21 protein-coding genes are annotated in these 21,810 nt (G+C 64.1%); 11 read left to right on the top strand and 10 right to left on the bottom strand.

Annotated features, from left to right (window positions below; all coding sequences use genetic code 11):
* Nucleotides 1-23 precede the first annotated feature (23 nt).
* From dapE to ACWTV3_RS10035, 3 genes are all read left to right on the top strand, one after another.
* Nucleotides 24-1,121 carry a succinyl-diaminopimelate desuccinylase gene (gene dapE / locus ACWTV3_RS10045; protein WP_498478074.1) on the top strand — a complete coding sequence of 366 codons (1,098 nt, stop codon included), beginning with the start codon at nt 24-26 and terminating at the stop codon, nt 1,119-1,121.
* The gene (locus ACWTV3_RS10040; protein ID WP_498478073.1) at nt 1,103-2,332 is read left to right on the top strand and encodes a hypothetical protein; all 1,230 of its coding nucleotides are present in this window, start codon (nt 1,103-1,105) and stop codon (nt 2,330-2,332) included. The genes dapE and ACWTV3_RS10040 overlap by 19 nt, the downstream gene beginning before the upstream one ends.
* A gap of 94 nt (nt 2,333-2,426) precedes the next feature.
* Nucleotides 2,427-2,600, top strand: a complete 174-nt coding sequence (locus ACWTV3_RS10035; RefSeq protein WP_341620311.1) for a DUF3117 domain-containing protein — start codon at nt 2,427-2,429, stop codon at nt 2,598-2,600.
* Between the two features lie 130 nt (nt 2,601-2,730).
* Here the strand turns inward: ACWTV3_RS10035 and uvrA are convergent, their stop codons facing one another.
* Together uvrA and ACWTV3_RS10025 are read right to left on the bottom strand one after the other, a co-directional pair.
* Nucleotides 2,731-5,208, bottom strand: coding sequence for an excinuclease ABC subunit UvrA (uvrA, locus tag ACWTV3_RS10030; protein ID WP_498478072.1), 2,478 nt, complete (start codon nt 5,206-5,208; stop codon nt 2,731-2,733).
* 135 nt (nt 5,209-5,343) lie between these two features.
* On the bottom strand, nt 5,344-5,976 hold the full coding sequence (locus ACWTV3_RS10025) for an O-methyltransferase (RefSeq protein WP_100389752.1): 633 nt from the start codon (nt 5,974-5,976) through the stop codon (nt 5,344-5,346).
* A 62-nt stretch (nt 5,977-6,038) separates the two neighbouring features.
* Between ACWTV3_RS10025 and ACWTV3_RS10020 the strand changes: the two genes are divergently transcribed.
* Nucleotides 6,039-6,434 (top strand): sec-independent translocase, encoded by a 396-nt coding sequence (locus ACWTV3_RS10020; RefSeq protein ID WP_498478071.1) that lies wholly within the window; start codon nt 6,039-6,041, stop codon nt 6,432-6,434.
* Nucleotides 6,435-6,550: 116 nt separating this feature from the next.
* Here the strand turns inward: ACWTV3_RS10020 and ACWTV3_RS10015 are convergent, their stop codons facing one another.
* On the bottom strand, nt 6,551-8,113 hold the full coding sequence (locus ACWTV3_RS10015) for a succinic semialdehyde dehydrogenase (protein ID WP_498478070.1): 1,563 nt from the start codon (nt 8,111-8,113) through the stop codon (nt 6,551-6,553).
* 60 nt (nt 8,114-8,173) lie between these two features.
* Between ACWTV3_RS10015 and ACWTV3_RS10010 the strand changes: the two genes are divergently transcribed.
* Genes ACWTV3_RS10010 through ACWTV3_RS10000 form a run of 3 tightly spaced genes read left to right on the top strand, consistent with a single transcriptional unit; the run spans nt 8,174 to nt 11,771 of the window.
* Entirely contained in the window at nt 8,174-9,604 is a 1,431-nt protein-coding gene (locus tag ACWTV3_RS10010; RefSeq protein WP_498478069.1) for an MFS transporter, read from the top strand.
* Entirely contained in the window at nt 9,601-11,091 is a 1,491-nt protein-coding gene (locus ACWTV3_RS10005; RefSeq protein WP_498478068.1) for a pyridoxal phosphate-dependent decarboxylase family protein, read from the top strand. Before ACWTV3_RS10010 ends, ACWTV3_RS10005 begins: the two co-directional genes overlap by 4 nt.
* Nucleotides 11,091-11,771, top strand: a complete 681-nt coding sequence (locus tag ACWTV3_RS10000) for an AAA family ATPase (protein ID WP_498478067.1) — start codon at nt 11,091-11,093, stop codon at nt 11,769-11,771. Before ACWTV3_RS10005 ends, ACWTV3_RS10000 begins: the two co-directional genes overlap by 1 nt.
* Here ACWTV3_RS10000 and ACWTV3_RS09995 read toward each other — a convergent pair.
* Both ACWTV3_RS09995 and ACWTV3_RS09990 read right to left on the bottom strand, forming a co-directional pair.
* Entirely contained in the window at nt 11,768-12,205 is a 438-nt protein-coding gene (locus ACWTV3_RS09995; RefSeq protein ID WP_498478066.1) for a GNAT family N-acetyltransferase, read from the bottom strand. The two genes, ACWTV3_RS10000 and ACWTV3_RS09995, sit on opposite strands and share 4 nt — an antisense overlap.
* 81 nt (nt 12,206-12,286) lie before the next feature.
* The gene (locus ACWTV3_RS09990; protein ID WP_486175556.1) at nt 12,287-13,201 is read right to left on the bottom strand and encodes a LysR family transcriptional regulator; all 915 of its coding nucleotides are present in this window, start codon (nt 13,199-13,201) and stop codon (nt 12,287-12,289) included.
* A gap of 72 nt (nt 13,202-13,273) precedes the next feature.
* Between ACWTV3_RS09990 and ACWTV3_RS09985 the strand changes: the two genes are divergently transcribed.
* Nucleotides 13,274-13,396 carry a hypothetical protein gene (locus ACWTV3_RS09985; RefSeq protein WP_255529165.1) on the top strand — a complete coding sequence of 41 codons (123 nt, stop codon included), beginning with the start codon at nt 13,274-13,276 and terminating at the stop codon, nt 13,394-13,396.
* 104 nt (nt 13,397-13,500) lie between these two features.
* Here the strand turns inward: ACWTV3_RS09985 and ACWTV3_RS09980 are convergent, their stop codons facing one another.
* From ACWTV3_RS09980 to ACWTV3_RS09970, 3 genes are read right to left on the bottom strand one after another with little or no spacing between them, the layout of a single operon-like run.
* Nucleotides 13,501-14,622 (bottom strand): P-loop NTPase, encoded by a 1,122-nt coding sequence (locus tag ACWTV3_RS09980; protein WP_498478065.1) that lies wholly within the window; start codon nt 14,620-14,622, stop codon nt 13,501-13,503.
* Nucleotides 14,612-15,151 (bottom strand): DUF1003 domain-containing protein, encoded by a 540-nt coding sequence (locus ACWTV3_RS09975; protein ID WP_498478064.1) that lies wholly within the window; start codon nt 15,149-15,151, stop codon nt 14,612-14,614. Before ACWTV3_RS09975 ends, ACWTV3_RS09980 begins: the two co-directional genes overlap by 11 nt.
* Nucleotides 15,138-16,469 (bottom strand): magnesium transporter MgtE N-terminal domain-containing protein, encoded by a 1,332-nt coding sequence (locus tag ACWTV3_RS09970; RefSeq protein ID WP_498478063.1) that lies wholly within the window; start codon nt 16,467-16,469, stop codon nt 15,138-15,140. Before ACWTV3_RS09970 ends, ACWTV3_RS09975 begins: the two co-directional genes overlap by 14 nt.
* A gap of 36 nt (nt 16,470-16,505) precedes the next feature.
* Between ACWTV3_RS09970 and ACWTV3_RS09965 the strand changes: the two genes are divergently transcribed.
* A complete protein-coding gene (locus ACWTV3_RS09965; RefSeq protein ID WP_498478062.1) occupies nt 16,506-17,102 on the top strand; it encodes a YflT domain-containing protein in 597 nt (198 codons plus the stop codon).
* A 13-nt stretch (nt 17,103-17,115) separates the two neighbouring features.
* Here the strand turns inward: ACWTV3_RS09965 and ACWTV3_RS09960 are convergent, their stop codons facing one another.
* Entirely contained in the window at nt 17,116-18,594 is a 1,479-nt protein-coding gene (locus ACWTV3_RS09960; RefSeq protein WP_498478061.1) for an aminopeptidase P family protein, read from the bottom strand.
* A 96-nt stretch (nt 18,595-18,690) separates the two neighbouring features.
* Nucleotides 18,691-19,704 (bottom strand): endonuclease/exonuclease/phosphatase family protein, encoded by a 1,014-nt coding sequence (locus tag ACWTV3_RS09955; protein ID WP_498478060.1) that lies wholly within the window; start codon nt 19,702-19,704, stop codon nt 18,691-18,693.
* A gap of 33 nt (nt 19,705-19,737) precedes the next feature.
* Between ACWTV3_RS09955 and ACWTV3_RS09950 the strand changes: the two genes are divergently transcribed.
* Together ACWTV3_RS09950 and ACWTV3_RS09945 are read left to right on the top strand one after the other, a co-directional pair.
* Entirely contained in the window at nt 19,738-20,622 is an 885-nt protein-coding gene (locus tag ACWTV3_RS09950) for a PHP domain-containing protein (protein ID WP_498478059.1), read from the top strand.
* The gene (locus tag ACWTV3_RS09945; protein ID WP_498478058.1) at nt 20,619-21,791 is read left to right on the top strand and encodes a MalY/PatB family protein; all 1,173 of its coding nucleotides are present in this window, start codon (nt 20,619-20,621) and stop codon (nt 21,789-21,791) included. Before ACWTV3_RS09950 ends, ACWTV3_RS09945 begins: the two co-directional genes overlap by 4 nt.
* Nucleotides 21,792-21,810 lie beyond the last annotated feature (19 nt).

The following is a 21,810-nucleotide window of genomic DNA, read 5'->3' as shown; positions in this document are numbered from 1 at the left end:
TCCAGATTACTTACACTGGGTGCATGCCTGCGACCGATCCCACTCTTCCCGTGCTTGATCTGACGGCTTCGAGCCCCGATCTCACCCGCCAGATCTGCGATATCGAGTCGGTCTCCGGCAATGAGAAGCGCATCGCGGATGCCGTAGAAACCGCTCTGAGCGCGTTTAGCCACCTTGAGGTGATTCGGGATGCGGATGCCGTCGTCGCTCGCACGAACGGCGGCAAGGCGCAGCGCGTCGTGATCGCGGGGCACCTCGACACGGTCCCGGTGAATAACAACCTGCCAACGACGCTCGAGGTGATCGACGGCGAAGAGCACCTCGTGGGCCGCGGCACTGTCGATATGAAGGGCGGCGTAGCAATCGCGCTCAAGCTCGCGGCAGAACTCACCGACCCCGCCGTCGACGTGACCTGGATTTTCTACGACCACGAAGAGGTTGCTGCTGAGCTCAACGGCCTCGGTCGCATCGCGCGCAACCGCCCCGACCTGATGGCGGGAGACTTCGCCATCATTGGTGAGCCGTCGAACGCCACGGTGGAGGGCGGCTGCAACGGCACCGCCCGCATCGACATCTCGCTTGCGGGGCTGCGTGCTCACTCCGCGCGCGCCTGGATGGGCGAGAACGCGATTCACGCTGCAGCGCCCGTGTTGGCGATTCTGGCGGCGTACGAGCCCGAGCAGCACGAGGTCGATGGCCTCGTTTACCGCGAGGGCCTCAACGCCGTGGGCATCACGGGTGGAGTTGCCGGCAACGTGATTCCGGATGCCGCGACCGTGACCGTGAACTTTAGGTTCGCTCCGGATCGCAGCACTGAGCAGGCCATCCAGCATCTGCGTGAGGTCTTCGCTGGCTTCGACTTTGAGGTGACCGACCTCGCCGGTGGTGCACGCCCTGGGCTTGATGCACCGCTCGCCAAGAACTTCCTCGATGCCGTGGGCGGCACCGCGGCCCCCAAGTATGGCTGGACCGACGTTGCTCGCTTCGCCGAGCTCGGAGTGCCCGCCGTGAACTACGGCCCGGGCAACCCGCTGCGGGCTCACGCCGACGATGAGCGTGTTGCGACGAGTGAGATTGTGGCCTGCGAGCAGGGGCTGAGGGCGTGGCTGACAGCTCGCTAGTTTCGGGAGTGCGCCGCGCGACTGCGGCCATTCTCGCGCCGGAGCGCTGGTGGCTTGCGGTCATTGCCATCTTCGTGGCGTCGCGCCTCGTGACGACGTCGCTGTTGCTGTGGTTCGCCTCGATTCAAGGCCAAAACGCGTGGACGGGCCCGCACCCCGACTACTTCTCGTTCGCCAAGATCTGGGATGGCCACTGGTATTTCATCATCTCGCTCGCCGGCTATCCGAGCGAACTACCGATGACAGAATCGGGCCACGTTGGCGAGAACGCGTGGGCCTTTATGCCGGCGTATCCGGCTCTGGTGCGCGTCGTGATGACTCTGACGACTCTCGACTTCGCGGTTGCGAGTGTGTTTGTTTCAGTCGCCTTCTCGCTCGGCGCCGCCCTCATGCTCTACCGAGTGATGCATCTCGTGCTGCCCGCGGGCACGTCGCTCTTTGCGGTGGCCATTTTCTGTTTCGCGCCGCTCTCTGCCATCCTGCAGGTCTCGTACGCCGAATCCATGTACCTGTTCTTGCTGATACTCGCGCTGTTCTGGCTCATGAAGCGTCAGTATTGGATGCTCTTGCCGGTGATCGCGATTATGTCTGTCACCCGGCCAAGCGGGCTCGCCTTCGCTCTCGCGCTCGGACTGCACGTTGTCTATCGCTGGTGGATTCGCCGGCGTGAGGAGTTCCCGATGCACGAGAGAGTGGCGGCCGTCACCGCGACTCTCTTTAGTCTTGTCATGGGGTTCGCCTGGCTGCTGATCGCGGCCGCCGTCACCGGATCGCTCACCGCCTACACCGACACCGAGCTCGCGTGGCGGGCCGGTTACGTCGGGTACGGCGAGCTGATCCCCTTCGCGGCGTGGTTCCAAGGGGCAGCCTTTTGGGCCGGGTGGTGGCAGTTGCCGCAGTGGCTGCTGACGGGAATCCTGATTCTGGGGGTGCTTGCCTTCTTCGGGTTCCTGCTCGCCAAACCTGCGCGGCGGCTCGGCGTCGACCTGCGTCTGTGGGTGGCGAGCTACGCGCTCTACCTCTTAGCGGTGTTCTTTCCCCAGTCGAGCACGTTTCGCCTGCTCATGCCGCTATTTCCGCTCGCTGGAGTGCTCGCGCTACCGCAATCGCGGTGGTATCGCGCCGCCCTGCTCGCGGCGTGTATCGCCGGGCAGTGGGCGTGGATCCACTTGGCATGGTGGGTTGACGGGTACGACTGGACTCCGCCCTAAAGAGGTGCACAGCGGGTGAATGATTCGACAGAGTTTCAGTATCGACGGTTTTTGCTGGATAATAGAAACCAGTACCGATGAAAGGGGACTATCGATGGCAGCAATGAAGCCGAGGACCGGTGACGGACCAATGGAGGCTGTCAAAGAGGGTCGACTCATCGTCGTCCGTGTGCCTCTCGAAGGTGGCGGCCGTCTCGTCGTATCTGTAAACGATGACGAAGCAAAAGAACTGCACGACGCTCTCGCGGGTGTAGTCGCTTCCGCCTAGAGCCTTCTCAGCCTTTATCGGCAGCTCACGCCTCTGTGCGGGGCTTGTCGAAACAAAGCACCGAACACGATCACTCGTGTTCGGTGCTTGTGTTTAACCCGCCGTTTCGGAGGCAGTGCGATTGCCGTGACTAGCCAACGGTGCGGGTCTCGAGCCACTCGCTGAGGTATTTTGCGGTTGCGCCGGGGCCAGCAGCCACGTCGCGAGGAGTGCCCGTGGCTACGATCGTGCCGCCCTGGTCTCCACCGCTCGGGCCGAGGTCGATGACCCAGTCGCTGGCGGCAATGGTGGCCAAATCGTGTTCGACAAGCACAACGGTATTTCCGGCATCCACGAGGCGCTGCAGTTGGGTGAGCAAAAGCTCGGTGTCCGAGGGATGCAGCCCCGCCGTGGGTTCATCGAGCAGGTACAGCGCATGGCCGCGACGCGCGCGCTGCAGTTCGGTCGCGAGTTTGATGCGCTGCGCTTCACCGCCGCTCAACTCTGTTGCGGGCTGGCCGAGCCTCAAGTAACCGAGGCCGACATCCCGCAGCGTATCGAGGCTGCGCAACGCCGAAGTGGATTCGGCGAAGAACTCGGCGGCGGTATTGACGGTCATACCCAAGACGTCGGCGATGGTCTTGCCCAAGTAGGTGACCTCGAGTGTTTCGTCGTTATAGCGCGCACCGTGGCAGGCGTGGCAGGGTGCATACGTGCCCGGCAGGAACAGAAGCTCGACCGAAACGAAACCCTCGCCTTGACAGGTTTCGCAGCGTCCGCCGGCCACGTTGAACGAGAACCGACTGGCCGAGTAGCCGCGTTTGTGGGCCTCGTCGGTGGCGGCAAAGAGCTTGCGCACGATGTCGAACATGCCGGTGTAGGTAGCCAGGTTCGAGCGCGGAGTGCGGCCGATCGGGCGCTGATCGACGAGCACCAGACGATCGAAGGAGTCGAGGCCGGCGGTGTCTTCGAGCGTGAGGTCATGGCGCGGGCCATCCACGTCTGCGGCGTCGGCAGTGTCATCCGGAGCAGCACCGAGCTGAGCGCGCACAGCTTCTGCGAGCACGTGGGTGACGAGGGTCGACTTGCCGGAGCCTGAAACTCCCGTGACCGCGGTCATGACGCCGAGCGGGAAATCGACCGTGAGATCGCGGATATTGTGCAGCGAGGCTTTCTTTAGCCGCACCCACGATTCCGGGGAACGAACCTCGCGCGTCGGTCGCGCCTCCTGCGGAAAGAGATAGCGGCCAGTAACCGACTCGGGAACATCCTTGAGGCCGTCGACGGGGCCGGAGTACACGAGCTGCCCTCCGCCCTCGCCCGCTCCGGGACCGATGTCGACGATCCAGTCAGCGCGCCGAATGACGTCGAGGTCGTGTTCCACCACGAAGAGAGAGTTGCCGGATGCTGTCAACCGGTCAAGAACCTTCAACAGTGGTGCGGCATCCGCCGGGTGCAATCCCGCCGAGGGCTCGTCGAGCACGTAGACGACCCCGAAGAGGCCGGAGCGCAGTTGGGTCGCGATGCGCAGGCGTTGCGCTTCACCGGGGGAGAGCGTGGTGGAGTTGCGGCCGAGGCTGAGATAGCCGAGCCCGAGGTCGAGAAGAACGTCAACGCGCGCAATCACATCGTCGCCGATGCGGTGGGCTACCTCGTTGCCTTCGGACCCTTCGCTTTCGGAGTCGGCGCGCGCCATGCCCTCGCGCAGTCGATCGGCGAGATCGGTCAGTGGAACGGCGTTGAGCTCCGCGACGCTGAGACCCGCGAAGGTCACCGAGAGGGCGTTCGCCTGCAGGCCGCTGCCGCCACACTCGGGGCACGTCATGCTCTGCACAAAGCGAAGCGCGCGCTCGCGCATCCGCTCGCTCTGAGACTGTGAGAGCACGTTCATGATGTGCTTGCGGGCGCTCCAGAACTTGCCGTTGTAGCCGTGGTCGACGCGGCCCTCTTCGGGCTGAATGAAGACCGAGGGCTGCTCTTCGGTGTAAAGGAGCCAGTCGCGATCTTTTCGACTGAGGGTGTGCCAGGGCGCGCGGGTGTCGATGCCGAGCCCGTTGACGATGCTCTTGAGGTTCGCGCCCTGCCACGCTCCCGGCCATGCGGCGATTGCGCCATCGCGAATCGAGAGCGATGCGTCGGGCACAAGGAGGTCTTCAGTGACATCGTGAACAACGCCGAGACCGTGACAGCGCGGGCACGCCCCGGTCGCCGTGTTAGGCGAGAAGGCTTCCGCGGAGAGGTGAGGAACACCGGCGGGATATGTGCCCGCACGGGAATACAACATGCGCAGCAGGTTCGAGAGCGTCGTGATCGTGCCGACGCTTGACCGCGAACTGGGCGCGCCGCGGCGCTGCTGAAGCGCAACGGCGGGTGGAAGACCAGTGATGTCGGTGACATCCGGAGCACCTACCTGATTGAGCAAGCGGCGAGCGTAGGGTGCAACCGACTCGAAGTAGCGGCGCTGAGCCTCGGCGTAGAGGGTGCCGAAAGCGAGCGACGACTTTCCCGAACCGGAGATGCCAGTGAACGCGACCATGCAATCCCGGGGCACATCGAGATCGATGTTGGCGAGGTTATTCTCGCGGGCCCTTCGAACGCGAACCCAGCCGTCACGATCGTTGCCAGTCATGGATGCTCCGTTCTCACGGCGTGCGGAGACCCAAGCTCCTCAGCAGCGCGCGCTCAGTCGTGTTCGTCGAGGGATGGCGGTTCATCCACCCTACGGACAGAACGCTGAACGCTCGGTGAGCGTTCGCTGAGCGCGTTAGTCGCTGAGCTTGGTGAGCTGTAGAAGCCCGTCGCCGACGGGGATGAGCGAACTGATCACTGCCTCCGACTGCGCGATCTCCTTCAAGAGCGTGCGGAAATTGCTGACCGTGGAGTCGCGCTGAGCGGGATCAGCAACGCGGTCGCGCCACAGAGCGTGAGCAACCGCCACCACACCACCGGGGCGAACGAGGCGCAGACCGTGTTCGACGTATTCAATGACCGACTGAGGATCGGCATCGATAAAGACGAGGTCGTAGCTCGACTCGTTCATGCGCGGCAGAACTTCGGCAGCCTTGCCACCGATCTGGCGTACGCGATTCGACTGGATGCCGGCATCCGCGAACACCGCGCGAGCAACCTGCTGGTGGTCAATCTCGGAGTCGATCGTGGTGAGCAGCGCGCCGGGACTGCCAGCGAGCATCCAGAGCCCACTGATGCCGACACCGGTGCCGACCTCGATGATGCTCTTAGCGCCCGTAGCCGCAGCGAGCAAGGCCAGCTGAGCGCCGACAGCGGGGCTGACCGCTTCGATTCCCAACTCGCTGGAATGCACGCGCGCCGCAGCGATCTCTGGGCGTTCGACAACGAACTCCTCGGCGTACTTCCAACTCAACTGCTTGTCTGACACATTGCTCCTATCGCTGTGACAACTGTAGACGCCGTAGCCGCTGGCGCAGGTAAGCTAAACGGGTGTCCTTCGGTCTCACATTCGACAAACTGCTGATCATCGGGATCATCGCTGTCTTTTTGCTGGGCCCCGACCGTCTGCCCTACTACGCATCGCAGCTTGCGCGCCTCGTCCGCTCGCTGCGCGACATGGCCAACGGCGCCAAAGATCGCATGCGCGAAGAGATGGGCCCCGACTTCGACGACATCGACTGGAAGCAGCTTGACCCGCGCCAGTACGACCCGCGTCGCATCATCCGCGACGCCCTTCTCGAAGACGACACGCCTCCCGTGAAGGTGCGTCCTCCGCGGTCTGCCGCGTATGCCGAACGTCAGGCGGCGCTCGCCGAACGGCAATCGCAGCTCAAAGCAGAACTGAAGGCGGGCGAACGCGCCCCCTTCGATAACGAAGCTACCTAGCGCGCCTTCGCGATCGGCGGCGCTGCGAACCTCGGCGGCACCGCAAACCTCGGCGGCACCGCAAACCTTAGCGGCACCGCAAACCTTGGCGGCACCGCGGGCCCCGGCGACCAGTCCTAGCGGCGGCGCAGCACCTTCAACACGGTCAACAGCGTGACCATGAGACCGGCCATCGCGGCGAACTCAGCGCCGGACCGTGGCAGCTGCAGAATGCCGTTCGACTGCGACACCGTGCGCGATTGCACGAAGCGCAGGATGCCTTCGGGCCCATTGCGTCGTCCCAAACCAGAGTGCTTCATTCCGCCCATCGGCGCATCGACGCTGGAGAAACTGCCTCGGTAGCCCTCGTTGATGTTGACGCTGCCGGCATTCAAGCGGTCGGCTAGACGGCGAGCGTGGGCGATGGAGCCGCTGAAGATCGAGGCGTTGAGGCCGAACTCCGTGTCGTTGGCGCGGTTGATGGCATCCGTGTCGCTCTCGACGGAGGTGATTGCCACGACGGGGCCGAACGTTTCGTTGGCGAAGCACTCCATTTCAGCGGTGACTCCCGTGAGAACGGTGGGCGCGTAAAAGTAGGGGCCGAGATCGGGGCGGGGGATTCCGCCGGCGACCACGGTTGCGCCCTTCGTGACGGCATCCTCCACATGGGCTTGAACGCGCTCAAGCTGAGCCTGCGAGGTGAGTGAACCCACATCACCCGAGTAGTCGAGAGCGGATGTCTGCGAAAGAGCTTTCACACGCTCAGCGAAAGCGCGAGTGAATTCAGCCTCGATCGACTTGTGCACGTAAATACGCTCGATCGATACACACAGCTGGCCCATGGAGGCGAAGCACGCGTAGACGGCATCCTCTGCGGCTTGGATGGGATCGGCATCGCCCAAAACGAGCAGCGGGTTCTTGCCTCCGAGTTCGAGCGAGGCGCCGATGAGTCGCCCGGCGGCACGCTTGCCGACCTTGGTGCCGGTCGGCGTCGATCCGGTAAAGCAGATGTAATCGCTGTTGTCGACTACGGCGTTGCCGACTTGATCGCCGGGGCCGGCCAGAATCGGCCAGACAGCGGCCGGCACGCCAGCATCGATGTAGGCCTCGCGGGTGGCGAGCATCGAGAGCGCGCCCTGATTGTCGATCTTCTGGATGACGGCACTGCCGGCGGCCAACGCAGGAACGATATCCATGGCCCCGAGAGCAATCGGGTAGTTCCACGGTGTAACGACGCCGATGAGTTGCTTGGGGGAGTAGCTCACCCGCGTCGACATGAGCAGCGGAATGCCCGCGCGGCGACGCTTGGTCGCCAACACGCGCTCGGCCGAGATGGCGTAGTACCGGGTGATCGAGGCTGCTTGAAAGATCTCCTCGAAGGCCTGCCCGCGAGTCTTTCCTGACTCCGTCTGCAGCAGGTCGAGCAACTCGTCTTGACGCTCCAACAGCAGGTCGTGGGCACGCAGCAGAACGCGGCGGCGGTAGGCGAAGCCGGCGTTGCGCCAGGCGCGCTGAGCGGTGCGAGCGGATGCTGCGGCATCCCGAACATCGCGGGCCGAACTCTGGGGCAACTCGTGCAGGGGTTGACCGCTGAACGGCGCAATCACGGTGGCGGTGTCGGAGGTGGTGCACCGCAACTGGGCAACGAGAGTGTCGCGACGACGCGACCCGATCAATGAGGCAACTGTGTGAGGCGACATGTCTCAACACTACGGCTGAGCACCACAATTTCGGCTGTACAAAGCACTAGGCTCACAAAGATGACGACCGCAGCGCCGCGAGCTCTGACCCGATCCACGATCGCCACCTACGCCATTGGTTCTCTTGGCACGGGAGGCTTTGGTGCCCTGCCGGGTCTCGTGCTCGTCTATTACCTCACCGACACCCTGGGCATTGCCGCCCTCGCTGCCGGAATTTTGGTCACCGCCGCCAAGGTGTGGGACGTGATCATCGATCCCGTGATCGGTGCTCGCAGCGACCGCAGCCTGGCGCACCGTGGCACGCGCCGCCCGGTGATGTTGCTCGGCGCCATCCTTCTGCCCATCTTGTTCGTCGTGACTTTTGCGGTGCCCGCGGGAATTGGCCCCCTTGCCTCGGGTATCTGGGTCTTCATTGCCTTCGTGGCCACGGCGACGGCGTTCAGCCTGTTCCAAGTGCCGTACATCGCGCTGCCCGCCGAACTGACGCGCAGCTATGACGAGCGCACGCGCCTCTTGGCCGTTCGTGTTGTCGTGCTCACCGTGGCGATTCTGCTGTTTGGTGCGGGAGCACCCGAAATTCGTGATGCCTTTGCGGATGAACGGCTCGGCTATCTCGTAATGGCACTCTCTGCGGCCGCGCTCATGGGCGTCTCGCTCGTGATCTCTTCGTTCTCAGCGCCCCGGGGCCTCGTGTCGGTTGCTCCGACCGTGTCGATTGCGCAGACCTACCGCTCCGGAATTGCTGCGCTCAAGCGCAGCCAACCCTTCCGGGCGCTGTTGTTGACCTTCCTGCTGCAGGGGCTCGCTACGGGCGTTATGCTCGCGGGCGCGCAGTATGTCGCGACGTGGGTGCTCGGCACCGGGGTTGCGATCCTCTTCGTGTCGCTCATCGGTCCAGCACTGCTCTTCGCGCCCGTGTGGGCTGCGATCTCCCGCCGCATCGGCAAAGAGCGCGCCTTCGTCTGGGCCTCGGCCTGCTACGGGGTGGGTGCGTTGCTTATCGTTCCGCAACTGTGGGCACCCGGTGCCTGGATCTATGCTCCCGTCGCGCTCGCCGGAGCGGGCTATGCCGGCATGCAAGCCCTGCCGATGTCGATGCTGCCCGACGTGATCTCCCACGACTCGCGCCGCCACAAGATTGCCTCGGCTGGCACCTTCGGTGGAGTGTGGACCGCGGGCGAAACCACGGGAATGGCCCTCGGCGCCACGGTGCTCACGACCGTGCTCGCGGCATCCGGTTATCTCGAATCAGTGGCCAACCAGACGGTGGCCCAGCCCGATTCGGCTATCGCCGGAATCATCATCAGCTTCAGCATCGTGCCCGCCGTGATCATCGGTCTCTCGCTGTTGAGCTTCAGGCGCTACCCGCTGCGTCGCCACCACATTGACGAGGCTGACAGCGACGAGATCGACTCTGCCGCTACATCCGCCACCACCCCGCACCCGACCAGTGGCCCCAGCGCCACTGCGAACGATCAGGAGACCCGATGAAATTCGACCATCAGCCCGCCGATATTCTCGAACGCCTCTCTGCACTGCGCGAAGCGGATGCTCCCACCCACGGTGGGCGAGTGCTCTCGTATGTCTACGACTCCGGCCTTGCCGAACTCGACGAGCTCGCCGCCAGTGCCATCCGTGCCGTGCAGCCCGTGAATGGGCTTGACCCCACGACATTCACTTCGGTTGCCGTGATGGAACGCGAAGTGCTCGGCTTCGCTCGCGACCTGCTGGGCGGCGATGAGGATGTCGTCGGCACTGTCACGACCGGCGGTACCGAAAGCTGCCTGCTGGCCGTCAAAACGGCGCGCGACGTGTGGCGCGGTTCTGGCTCGTCGGCGCGCACGGGCGCGCCTCGACTCTTGGCTCCCGTGACTGTTCATGCGGCGTTCCAGAAAGCCGCGCACTACTTCGGGCTCGAGCTTGATCTCGTGCCGGTCGGCCCCGGCGGTGATGTCGCCGCGAGCGATCTCATCGCGCGGATGGGCGACGATGTCGCTCTCGTGGTGGTGTCGGCTCCGAGCTATGCGCACGCCGCGATGGACCCTGTCGTAGAGGTCGCGGCTGCGGCTGCAGAGCACGGAATTGCCTGTCATGTTGACGCCTGCATTGGCGGTTGGGTTCTTCCGTTCTGGGAGGGCGTTGAGCCCTGGAACTTCGAGGTCCCGGGCGTCACGAGCATCAGCGCCGACCTGCACAAGTTCGGCTACTCGCCCAAGGGGGCCTCGGTCATTTTGCAGCGCGGTCGCGACCGTCAGCGCACGCAGTATTTCGCGACGACGCAGTGGCCGGGCTACCCGATTGTGAACCCGACAATTCTGGGCTCGAAGTCGGCGGGCCCTTTGGCCGCTGCTTGGGCGATCATCAACGCGCTCGGAACACGCGGGCTCGCTGAGCTCTCGCAGTCGTGTGCGCGCTCCACGCAAGCTCTGCGCGATGTCATCGATGGCATCGAGGGCTTGCGTGTTGTCGGCAACCCCGTTGGCCCTCTACTCGCAATCGCAACGGATGAGTCAGTCGCGCCCGAGCGCCGCGTCGACGCGCATCACTGGGCCGACCAGGTGCGCGAGCATGGTTTCCTGTTGCAGCTTCAGCCGTCTCTCGTGCAGAGCGACGGCAGCGTGCTGCCGGCAACCACCCATCTCACCATCACGCCGGTGACCGCCAACGTGCTCGATGAGCTCAGCGCAGCGCTCGTGGCGGCAGCCGACGAGGTACGCGGCGTCGCTCCCATCGCCGTCGAGGCTCTGCTCGCTACGCTGCCCGCTGAGGCTCTTGCCGCCTTAGGGAATCCGGATGCCGCTCCGCTCGATTCCGCGACCGCTGCGGGCCTTCTGGGCGCGCTTGGCATCGGTGCGGGTGAACAGGGCCTGCCCGAACGGATGGCACCGCTACTCGCCCTGATCTCGGCAATGCCCGCGCCCCTGACAGAGCGCTTGCTCATCGAGTTGCTGGCGCGTTTGGTCGAGCCGCAGGCGTAGTGAGCGAAGCGAGGGCGACCGATGCTCGGGACCGAGTGCTGGGTTCGTTGGCGGACGACATCCTTGCGCTCGCGGGAGGGCGTCGCCTCATCGCCATCGACGGTGTCGATGGGAGTGGAAAGACAACATTCGCCCGCGAGCTCGCCGTGGCGCTCTCGGGCAACCCCGTGGTCATCATCCATGTCGATGACTTCCTGAACCTCCGCGAGGCTCGCCACCGTCGAGGCAGCGATTCCGCGGAGGGTTTTTGGCTCGACAGCTATGACTATGACGCCCTGCGGCGCGATGTTCTGGAGCCGCTCGGCACCGGCGGCAGCGGCGCCTACCGAACGGCCGCCAGCGATCACCGGCGCGACACTGCGGTCAGGCCAGCGCTCCAGTACGCGCCCGAGAACTGCGTCGTGCTCGTGGAGGGAATGTTTCTCCACCGTGCCGAATTGGTCGAGGAGTGGGATTACTCGATATTCCTCGATGTTCCGTTCTCAGAAACAGCCCGTCGCATGGCGGTGCGAGACGGGAGTAATCCTGACCCCGAGCATCCATCAATGAAACGCTACGTCGGCGGGCAACGTCTCTATTTCGCGAGTGCTCAACCGTGGCTGCGAGCGACTCGAGTGATCGATAACACCAATCCCGAGGAGCCACTCATTCTTACTCAGGGCACGCGGGCGGGCGACTAGCCGAGAACGGCGGGCCGCGTCATCCACACGTCGTGATCGTCGCTGTCGTAGGGCACGAAGCCGTGGCGTTCGTAGAGGCGGATGGCCGGGCTGCCCTGCAACACCATGAGGCGGAACGGGCGTGCATCCGGCCGGCTGAGGGCGTCGGAGAGCACCTGCGTGCCGATTCCTTGGCCGTGCAGGCGGGCGGGCAGGTAGAAGTGCTCGATCCAGCGCGCATCGGGTTCGTGGCGCACGGTGATGGAGCCGACATCCGCGCCGTCAACTTGGATGATCTGGGTGTTGCTCGCGACGAAGGCCTTGCTCATCCACTGGCGCACGCGCACGGGGTCGAAGAGGCCGTGGCGGTCGAGGTCGTCGCGCAGCACGATCGCCCGGAGTTCGAGCAACCAGTCGAGGTCGGCGTCGGTGCTCGGGCGAAGAGAAAAGTTCACGTCGAGATTCTAAGCCGGATGCGTGGGGTGGCGGCACGCACTGGATCGACGTGCTGGTGAGTGGACGGGCGGATGCGGCGCCTACGCCGTGTGCTCTCGCTCGAAGCGCTGGGCTTCATCCACGAGCGCTTTGACGACTGCGCGCACCGAGGGGCGTTCGGCGCGATCGGGGCGCAGCAGCGCCGAGATGAGGCGCGACGAGGGCACGCCCTTAAGGGGGCGTGTGATGAGGCCGTTCTCACGGTCACGCGTCGTGAAGCGCGGCAGGATCGCGATGCCGTGGCCAGCCGCCACCACCGCTTCGACGATGCTGTTGTCTGTGAGGCGCTGGGCGACGTTGGCGGGGGCACCGTTGGCGGCTTCGATGCGGCGCAGGATGCGGTCGAACGGCAACCCGGGCGGCACGCCGATCCACGTCTCGTCGATGAGGTCAGCCGGAGTGAGGGCGGCTTTGCGGCCAAGGGGATGATCCTCAGGCAAAGCGACGTCGAGCGACTCGCGCATGAGGGGAACGACGGCGAGACCGCGCTCGGTCCAGGAGGGCAGCACGTGCGGAGAGTCGGAGACCACAATGTCGAAATCGGCGGTGAGGTTGGCAACATCCTCAAGCACGGAGTCTTGGTCGTTGCAGTGCAGCTTGAGGCCCGCGAGGCGATTGATCGAGTGGAAAAGGCCCGGGAGCAACATCTCACCGCCCGTGGGAAAGATCGTCATCGTGACTTCACCGCGGGGCGACTCGCGAAAGTCGTTCCAGAGTGCTTCGGCCTTCTCAATTGCCGTCGCAACATCGGCCGCGGTCTGGGCGAGGGCGCGCCCGGCCGAGGTCAACACGATGCCACGGCCGACCCGCTCGGTGAGGGGGATGCCGGCCTCGCGTTCCAAGATCTTGAGCTGCTGAGAGACCGCGGATGGCGTGCGCATCGTGGCCTTGGCGACAGCCGTGATGCTGCCGCGGTCAGCCAATTCGCGCAGCAGTTCGAGGCGCCGTATCTCCATGTAGTTAGCCTACAAGGTTAGATAAGAAAGATCATCTTGTTCTAAAAGGTTGCCGAGGGTCAGAATATAGACATGAACTTCGAACTAATCATCATCGCGGCACTTGCTGCAACCGGTATCGCCGCAACCCTGCGTGCCGTTGCAACCGACGGATACCGTCGCGTGCCCACCCGTCGCTACAACACCATGCCGTAGCCAACCGCCAGCCGGTTTACGCAACACCACAGCATTTCTGCTGTGGTGTTTTTGCGTTAACGGGTGCCTACGGTGCGCACACTCTGGGCGAAGGACGATCGCTGCTAGCGCGGGCTGAGCCCGAGCTTGCGGCCGGCCACACTGCGCTTGAGCGAGCGGAGAGTCGCGGCGAGAGCCGTGATGGCCTGCGCTGCCGGATCCGCGGGAGCCGCGATCACGACAGGAACCCCGGCGTCGCCACCCTCGCGCAGGGCGATGCTGAGCGGAATCGACGCGAGCACCGAGACGGGCTCCTCTGGTGTGGAGAGCTTGGCTGCGGCATCCGCCCCACCACCGGAACCAAAGAGTTCGAGCACACTGCCGTCAGGCTGGGGGAGCCCCGCCATGTTCTCGATGACGCCGATCACGCGCTGACCGGTTTGGCGCGCAACAAGACCGCTGCGTTCCGCAACGTCAGCAGCAGCCGACTGCGGGGTCGTGACGACTACGACATCGGAGTGCGGCAGCAACTGACCGAGCGAAATAGCGACATCGCCGGTGCCCGGCGGAAGGTCGAGCAGCAGCACATCGAGGTCGCCGAAGAAAATGTCGGTCAAGAACTGCTGAATCGTGCGGTGCAGCATGGGCCCGCGCCACGAGACCGCCGTGTTGTCTTCGACGAACATGCCAATCGAAATGACCTTCACGTCGTAGGCGACCGGCGGCAAAATCATCTCGCCCACTTGAGTGGGCTTCGCGCCGTGCAGGCCCAGCAAGCCGGGAATGGAGAAACCGAATACATCGGCGTCAATCACTCCGACACGCAGGCCGCTCTGAGCGAGCGAAACAGCCAAGTTCGCGGTGAGAGTCGACTTGCCGACCCCGCCCTTGCCGCTCGTCACAGCCACAATCTGAGTGAGTGAATCGGGACCGAACTGCATCGTCTTGGGCTTGCCCTGGCGCAGCTTCTCGGTGAGAGCGTCGCGTTGCGCGCGCGTCATCACCGACACCTCGACCGTGACCGCCGTGATGCCGGCCACACGCTCGGTAGCCTCACGCACGTCACGCTCGATGGACGTCGCGGCCGGGCATCCGACAATCGTCAAGGTCAAGCCCACGGATGCCGCACCAGCGTCGTCGACAGTAACCCCAGAGATCATGTCGAGCTCTGTGACGGGACGACGAATCTCGGGGTCAATCACCGAAGCGAGGGAGGTGAGAACCGCGGCTTCGAGCTCAGCGTTCACGCTTCTCCGCGTCTTTGGTCTCGTCGTCTTTCTCGAGTTCTTCGAGCAGCGAGCGCAGTTCGGAACGAATGAAGTCTTTGCTCGCCAGATCGGTCATCGCAAGGCGAAGCGCAACCACTTCGCGCGCCAAGTACTCAGTGTCGTTGAGGTTGCGCTCGGCACGCTGACGATCTTGCTCGATCTGTACGCGGTCGCGGTCATCTTGACGGTTCTGCGCCAGCAGGATCATCGGCGCAGCATAGGAGGCCTGCAGCGAAAGAATGAGGGTCAACAGGGTGAAGTTGGTGGCGCGCGGGTCAAACTGCGCGTCGAAGGGAGCGCTCGTGTTGTAAATCAGCCAGACCCCCACGAAAGCGGAGAGCCCGACAAGAAACCAGGGGGTTCCCATGCCGCGGGCGAACGCTTCGGAGTAGCGGCCCATGCGGTCGCGGCTCTCGAAGATGCCGAAACCGGTACGCAGCCCCTTCGGGCTGTCGAGGCGTGCCTCATTGCGCTGAGACCGTGGGGTGCGTCGTTTAGCGAATGCCACGTGCTGACCTCCCTGCGCGAATGTCTTGCTGCTGAACGATAGTCAGCGGTCTAGTGGATGTGTCGTCAAAGCTGGCCGATTCATCTGTGGTGCTTCGCCAGTCGTCGGGAAGAAGATGGTCGAGCACGTCGTCAATGGTCACCACCCCGAGCAATCGATGGTTGTCATCAACAACCGGTACTGAAACGAGGTCGTAACTCGCCAGAATGCGCGAGACTTCGGCTGCCGTCGTGGACGAGCGTACCGGCTCAAGCGACTGATCGATCAGGGCGCCGAGACGTTCATTGGGCGGGTAGCGCAGCATTCGTTGGAAATGAACCATGCCGAGCAGTCGCCCGGTTGGCGGTTCGTACGGCGGCAATGTCACACAGATTGCGGCCCCCAGCGCGGGCGCGAGGTCGTGGCGACGGATGAGGGCGAGACCCTCAGCAACGGTGGCGTCGGCCGACACAATGATCGGCTCGGTGGTCATGAGTCCACCCGCCGTATCGGGGGCGTAGCTGAGCAAGAAGCGCACATCTTCGGCTTCTTCGGGCTCCATGAGGTCGAGCAGGGTCTCACCGCGCTCGTCGGAGAGGTGGGCGATGAGGTCGGCCGCGTCATCCGGCTGCATCTCGTCAAGCACGTCAGCAGCGCGGTCATCGTCGAGCTTGTTGAGCAGCGCAACCTGCTCGTTCTCCGGCATCTCTTCGAGAACGTCGGCCAGGCGGTCGTCAGAGAGCTCTCCGGCGACCTCCATCATGCGCTGTTCGGGAAGTTCGAGCATCGCGTTGGCGAGGTCGGCAGGGAGCAGATCGGAGAAGCTGGCGACAAGTTGAGTTGCCGATTGCGCTTCGCCCTTGTGCTGGTTGTGCTTGATCTCATCCCAGCTGGCGAAATCGGTGGGGCCCTTAGCGAAGAGTGGCGCTCCCGTGGCCTTAGGGCGGCGCACGAACAGTTGGCTGATCTCCCACTCGCCAAGGTCAACTTCTTCGATCGAAACGTCTTCAATTTGAGCTTCGCCCGAACCGTCACGCATATCGACGCGACGACCCAGAAGCTCGGCCATCACGCGGACCTCACCACCGCGCTGCTCGAAGCGGCGCAGGTTGAGTACACCCGTCGTGATGATCTGCCCGGAGCCGATGCTCGTAACGCGGCCGATCGACAGGAATACATGCCGCTTACCGGGGACTTCAGCGATCATTCCGACAACACGAGGGCTGGCGTCGGCCCGCTCAACGACGAGCACATCGCGCACTTTACCCACGCGGTCGCCATTGGGGTCGAAGACAGAGCAGCCCACCAATCGGGCGACGAATACTCTTGAGGTGCTCACAACTAAAACCCTACCCCTGCATGGGACAATGAACTGATGAGTAATTTCAGTGGATTCTCCCGCCGTGCCCCTCTGCAGTCGAGTGTGCCGCGTGGTGACGTGCTCGCAAGCTTCGAGAGCTACACCGATGCCCAAGACGCCATCAACAAGTTGGCGAAGGCCGAGTTCGATGTCAAAGGCATCGCGATCGTCGGTCGCAACCTCACAACAGTCGAAGTGGTCACCGCACGGTTAAGCTACGGCCGTGCCGCTCTCGCCGGCGCCAGCACCGGTGCCTGGCTCGGACTCTTCTTCGGCCTGATCTCCACGATCATTGCTCCGATCACCACGCAGCAGGTAGCGATCTTCTTCTCGGCGATCGTGGCCGGCGCCGGAATCGGCATGATCTTTGGCGTTGTGAACTACTCGATCATGCGCAAACGCCGCGACTACGCCGCAACCTCGCAGTTGTTGGCCGAGCGCTACGACGTGATCATCTCGCCCAACCTCACGGCCAAAGCTCACTCTGTTCTCGGAACGTCAGCGGCCGGGATGCTCGGAGTGCACGCTGCCCCGCACGTGCCGACGCCCACGCCGGACGCACCGGACGCACCGGAAGCGCCGGTCGAGGGCGGCGAAGCGCCTAAGGCCTAACGCGCCTCCACACCTACGAGCGGGCGATCCACGCTTCTACGGCATCCGCCGTGCGCGGGATGTTGACCGACAGGTTCTCAGCACCATCTTCGGTGACGAGAATGTCGTCTTCGATACGTACGCCGATGCCGCGGTATTCCTCGGGCACGGTGATGTCGTCAGGCTGGAAGTACAGGCCGGGCTCGATCGTGAAGACCATACCGGGCTCAAGAATTCCGTCGAGGTACATGTCGCGGCGGGCGGCGGCGCAGTCGTGAACGTCGATGCCCAAGTGGTGGCTCGTGCCGTGCACCATGTAGCGGCGGTGGAACTGCTTGTCGGCCTGCAACGACTCTTCGGCTGACACGGGCAGCAGACCCCACTCGGCGGTCTTCTCGGCAATGACGCGCATTGCTTCAGCGTGGATGTCGCGGAACTTGATTCCGGGGCGCACGATGGCGAAGGCAGCATCCGCCGCTTCGAGCACGGCGTTATAGACGCGACGCTGCACCTCGGTGAACGTGCCACTAATGGGCAGGGTGCGGGTGATGTCGGCGGTGTAGTAGCTGTCGAGCTCAATACCGGCATCGATGAGGATGAGGTCGCCCGGCTTCACGGGGCCATCGTTGCGAGTCCAATGCAGCACGCACGCGTGGGGTCCGGAGGCAGCGATCGTGTCGTAGCCGACGGTGTTTCCCTCGGCGCGAGCGCGACGGTTGAACGTGCCCTCCACGAGGCGCTCACCGCGGCTGTGCTCGATGATGTTGGGCAGATCGGAGACAACATCGTTGAAGCCCATCTGGGTGGCGTCAACGGCGGCACGCATCTCGGTGACCTCGTAGGAGTCCTTGACGAGTCGCAGCTCGCTCAGGTCGCGGCTGAGCTCGTCGTCGCCATCGTGCTCGAGCGCTTCGGAGTCAGCGGCAAGCAAGCGGCGGCCATCGACCTGGTCGGTGACATCGCGGTCAGCGTCGCGCACGATCAGTGTCGTGGAATCCACGCGGTCGAGCACAGCGTCGAACTCGGCCAGCGGCAGAGTCGCAACGCCGAGATCAGTGGCGACGTTAGCGAGCGATGGGCGCGGGCCGGTCCAGAATTCTCCGACATCAGGGTTCGCGTAGAACTCGCTCGTGTCGCGGCCAGCGGCCGGGCGGAAGTACAGGGTGGCGTCGTGGCCGGTAGCCGTGGGCTCCATGACGAGAACACTGCCGGCGACAACATCCGAACCCCACCCGGTCACGTGCGCGAACGTGGAGTGCGCGCGGAACGGGTAGTCGGTGTCGTTCGAGCGCACCTTGGCGGCACCGGCCGGAATGATCAGGCGCTGGCCCCGGTGAAGCTGCGAGAGGCGCTCGCGGCGGGCAGCAGCGAAGGCGGCCTGCTCGCGGGGAACGACCTCAGCGTCAACCCGCTCAGCCCATCCCGTAGAGATGAAGTCAGAGAAGCCCGAAGACTGGGGTGTCGTGGAACGGTTAGAGGTCGCGCGGGGGCTGGGTGCCGAAGAATCTGCCATACCTCTAGTGTCTCTCTTCGCGCGGTAAAACGCACTATCGAGAGTGACCCTCACTGTTCGCAGAAGTCCGCGGTTGTGGCGCGCGCGGCTGGGCGCTTACTGAGCAGGGGAGAGTGTGGCGAGCACCGGGCGGTGGTCGCTGCCGAAACCATCGTGAGACTCGATGACGCGCATCCCGGTCGTGGTCCACTCGCTCGTGCTCATGACGTGGTCGATGGGGGCGCCCAGCAGCGAGGGCAACTGAGTCGGCCACGTACCGATTGCGGCGTTGTCGGTGACCGAGGCGGCATCCGTGCAACTACCGAGAGCAAAGTCAGCGCCGTCGGTAAGCGACGCGTAGTGATCGAGGGTCGAGTTGAAGTCGCCGGCGAGGATGACGTTGGTGCCGCGACACTGTTCGGCAAGCCAGTCGAGGTCGGTTCGCCAATTGGCCATCTCGCCCTGCACCGGAGCAACCGCGTGCACGGCGACGATCGTGGGCATCGTGGGATCTTGAGGGGTCGCGACGAGGCTGGGCAGAGTGGAGGTCGTGCGTGACTGCACATCGACGTCGTATTCGCCGAGGTCGACACTGATCAAGACGGTCGTCGAACGCGACTTAGAGACCTGATCGTAGGCGAGCGTGTGCACCCACATGGGACGACCGGCGGCGGACATCAACTGCGCGACTTCGAAGCCCATCTCGCGGGTAGTTTCCGGCAACGCGACAACATCGGCATCGTTCTCTAGCGCGAGATCGGCGATCGCGGCAGCACCGGGAGCATCGCCGAGGGTGTTCCACGACAGCACCGTCACATCGCCGTCCGCTTTCGTCTCGAAACCGGGACTACCAAAACCGCGCGTCGACAGCACCACGAGAGAGAGCGCGCTGAACGCGAGACCGATCACTGCGAGGGATGCCGCGAAGCGGTGCATCCGCGGAGACAAGAGAGCGATGAGCGTCAACGCCAACACAGCAACGAAGGCTGCGGCAGCGCTCAAGCCGCGCAGCGACACCACCTGGGCAATGCCGGCCGTCTGTTCCAGAGAGAACAGCTGTGGCCACGCCGCGACGATAAGGGCGGCAGCGGTGGCGAGTATAAAGATCGCCGCAAGAAAGCGTTGAATCATAGCGACCTGAGCCTAGAGCAATAGGCTTGCATAATGCTCAACACCCCGATCGACCTGCACACTCACAGTGCCGTGTCTGACGGTACCGAAACCCCCACCCAGCTGATTCGTTCTGCTGCCCGGGCGGGGCTCGCGACGGTAGCGCTCACCGACCACGACTCCACCGCTGGCTGGCAGGAGGCCATTTCTGCGGCATCCGCCTCCGGCATCAATGTCATTCCGGGCATGGAGTTGAGCACCAACTTTGGCCCCGCGAGCGTTCACGTTCTCGCGTACCTCTTCGACCCGCTCGACCGCACGATTGTCACCGAGACGGCGCGCATCCGCGATGGCCGTCTGCGGCGGGCTGAACGCATCGTTGAAAAAATTGCCCTCGACTACGACCTGACGTGGGACGACGTGCTCGCTGAGTCGTCCGACGGCACGACTCTGGGGCGCCCGCACATTGCCGACGCGCTCGTGCGCAAAGGGCACGTCGCCAATCGCAGCGCTGCGTTCGAGAGCATCCTGCACTGGCAGGGTGGGTATTACGAGAAGTACTACGCTCCGAGTCCGCTCGAAGGCGTGAAAATGATCGTCGCTGCCGGGGGAGTGCCCGTGCTCGCGCATCCGGCCGCTCACGGAAAATATCGGTCGATGGATGACGCGGTGATCCGCGAGCTGGTGGACCACGGCCTTTTCGGGCTTGAGGTTCACCACCGCGACAACACCGACGAGGGCAAAGCTTGGCTGATGACGGTCGTCAAGAAGTTCGGGCTCGAAATCACCGGCTCAAGCGACTACCACGGCGAAGGAAAGCCCAACCGACTCGCCGAAAACACCACGGCTCCCGAAGTGCTCGAGAAGCTCATCGCGCGCGCCACCGGATCACAACCTTTTATTGCCGGCGCTAACCCCGCCCAGGAGGAGACCTCATGACTACCAACGCCGAACAGTGGAACGCCCTGACCCCCGAACTCCTGCGCAGTCGCGGAAGCAACAAGTGGACCGCACCCGAAGGCGACCTGCTGTGCGCGGGCGTTGCCGAAATGGATTACGGCACCGCGCCCGCCGTGCTCGAGGAGTGGGCCGCGATTGCTGAGCGCTTCGGCTTCGGCTACCCCGACGAGTCGGTCGCGCTCGAAGTGAACGCGGCAACGGCGAAGTGGCACCGCGAGCAGTACGGCTGGGAGCTGGATGCCGCCGACGTGCACCCGCTGCCCGACGTTCTCAAAGGGCTTGAATTGGCCATCACGAAGTTCAGCAAGCCCGGAGCCGCCGTGATCGTGCCGACTCCCGCCTATATGCCCTTCTTGGCGGTGCCGAAAGACTTCGGCCGCGACGTAATCGAGTCGCCGATGTTGCGTGGAGATGATGGCAGCTTCGCGCTCGACCTCGACGACATCGCTCGCCACTTCGCTGCCGGCGCCAACCTGCTGATTCTCGCCAACCCCGGCAACCCCACCGGCAAGGTCTACTCGCGTGACGAACTTGTGGCGCTCGCCGACGTGGCTGACGCTCACGGTGCGCGCATTTTTAGCGACGAGATTCACTCGCCCCTCGCCCTCTTTGGCAACAAGCACGTGCCCCTGGCGAGTGTCTCGGATGCCGGTGCGCGTGCCGCGATCACCGCCACCAGCACGTCAAAGGCTTTCAATCTGCCCGGGCTCAAGTGTGCGCAGATCATCCTCAGCAACGACGCCGACCGCGCACAGTGGGAGTCGCTGAGCTGGCTTGCCACGCACGGTGCCAGCACGCCCGGCATGAAGCTCAACACCGCCGCCTACTTGCGCGGCGAGCCGTGGCTGCTCGAAGTGCGCGAGTACATCGAGGGCAACATCGAGTTCGCCCGGGCAGCGCTCGCCGAGCACCTGCCCAAGGCCCGCATGGCTCCGATGCAGGGCACCTACTTGGCGTGGCTCGACTTGCGTGCCTACTCGGATGAGCCGGAGCTTGCGGAAATGCTGGCCGAGAAGGCGGGCATCCGGGTTAATGGCGGCGTGGGTTACGGCGAGGTTGGCGCCGGCCACATTCGTATGAACTTGGCGACCTCGCGCCCCATTCTCGAACGGATCATTGTGCAGCTCGCCGCGGCGATGACCTCCTAGCGGGCATCGTGGCACACTA

Source organism: Salinibacterium sp. AL4.1 (assembly GCF_059767305.1).
This window is presented reverse-complemented; position numbering and strand designations above follow the sequence as displayed.

Bases quoted from the DNA above. Each gene is read 5' to 3' on its own strand.
- ACWTV3_RS09985 (WP_255529165.1), top strand. From the start codon at position 13,274: ATGAACTTCGAACTAATCATCATCGCGGCACTTGCTGCAACCGGTATC.
- dapE (WP_498478074.1), top strand. From the start codon at position 24: ATGCCTGCGACCGATCCCACTCTTCCCGTGCTTGATCTGACGGCTTCG.
- uvrA (WP_498478072.1), bottom strand. From the start codon at position 5,208: ATGACTGGCAACGATCGTGACGGCTGGGTTCGCGTTCGAAGGGCCCGC.
- ACWTV3_RS10015 (WP_498478070.1), bottom strand. From the start codon at position 8,113: ATGTCGCCTCACACAGTTGCCTCATTGATCGGGTCGCGTCGTCGCGAC.
- ACWTV3_RS09965 (WP_498478062.1), top strand. From the start codon at position 16,506: ATGAGTAATTTCAGTGGATTCTCCCGCCGTGCCCCTCTGCAGTCGAGT.
- ACWTV3_RS09950 (WP_498478059.1), top strand. From the start codon at position 19,738: ATGCTCAACACCCCGATCGACCTGCACACTCACAGTGCCGTGTCTGAC.
- ACWTV3_RS10005 (WP_498478068.1), top strand. From the start codon at position 9,601: ATGAAATTCGACCATCAGCCCGCCGATATTCTCGAACGCCTCTCTGCA.
- ACWTV3_RS09960 (WP_498478061.1), bottom strand. From the start codon at position 18,594: ATGGCAGATTCTTCGGCACCCAGCCCCCGCGCGACCTCTAACCGTTCC.
- ACWTV3_RS10035 (WP_341620311.1), top strand. From the start codon at position 2,427: ATGGCAGCAATGAAGCCGAGGACCGGTGACGGACCAATGGAGGCTGTC.
- ACWTV3_RS09945 (WP_498478058.1), top strand. From the start codon at position 20,619: ATGACTACCAACGCCGAACAGTGGAACGCCCTGACCCCCGAACTCCTG.
- ACWTV3_RS09990 (WP_486175556.1), bottom strand. From the start codon at position 13,201: ATGGAGATACGGCGCCTCGAACTGCTGCGCGAATTGGCTGACCGCGGC.
- ACWTV3_RS09955 (WP_498478060.1), bottom strand. From the start codon at position 19,704: ATGATTCAACGCTTTCTTGCGGCGATCTTTATACTCGCCACCGCTGCC.
- ACWTV3_RS10010 (WP_498478069.1), top strand. From the start codon at position 8,174: ATGACGACCGCAGCGCCGCGAGCTCTGACCCGATCCACGATCGCCACC.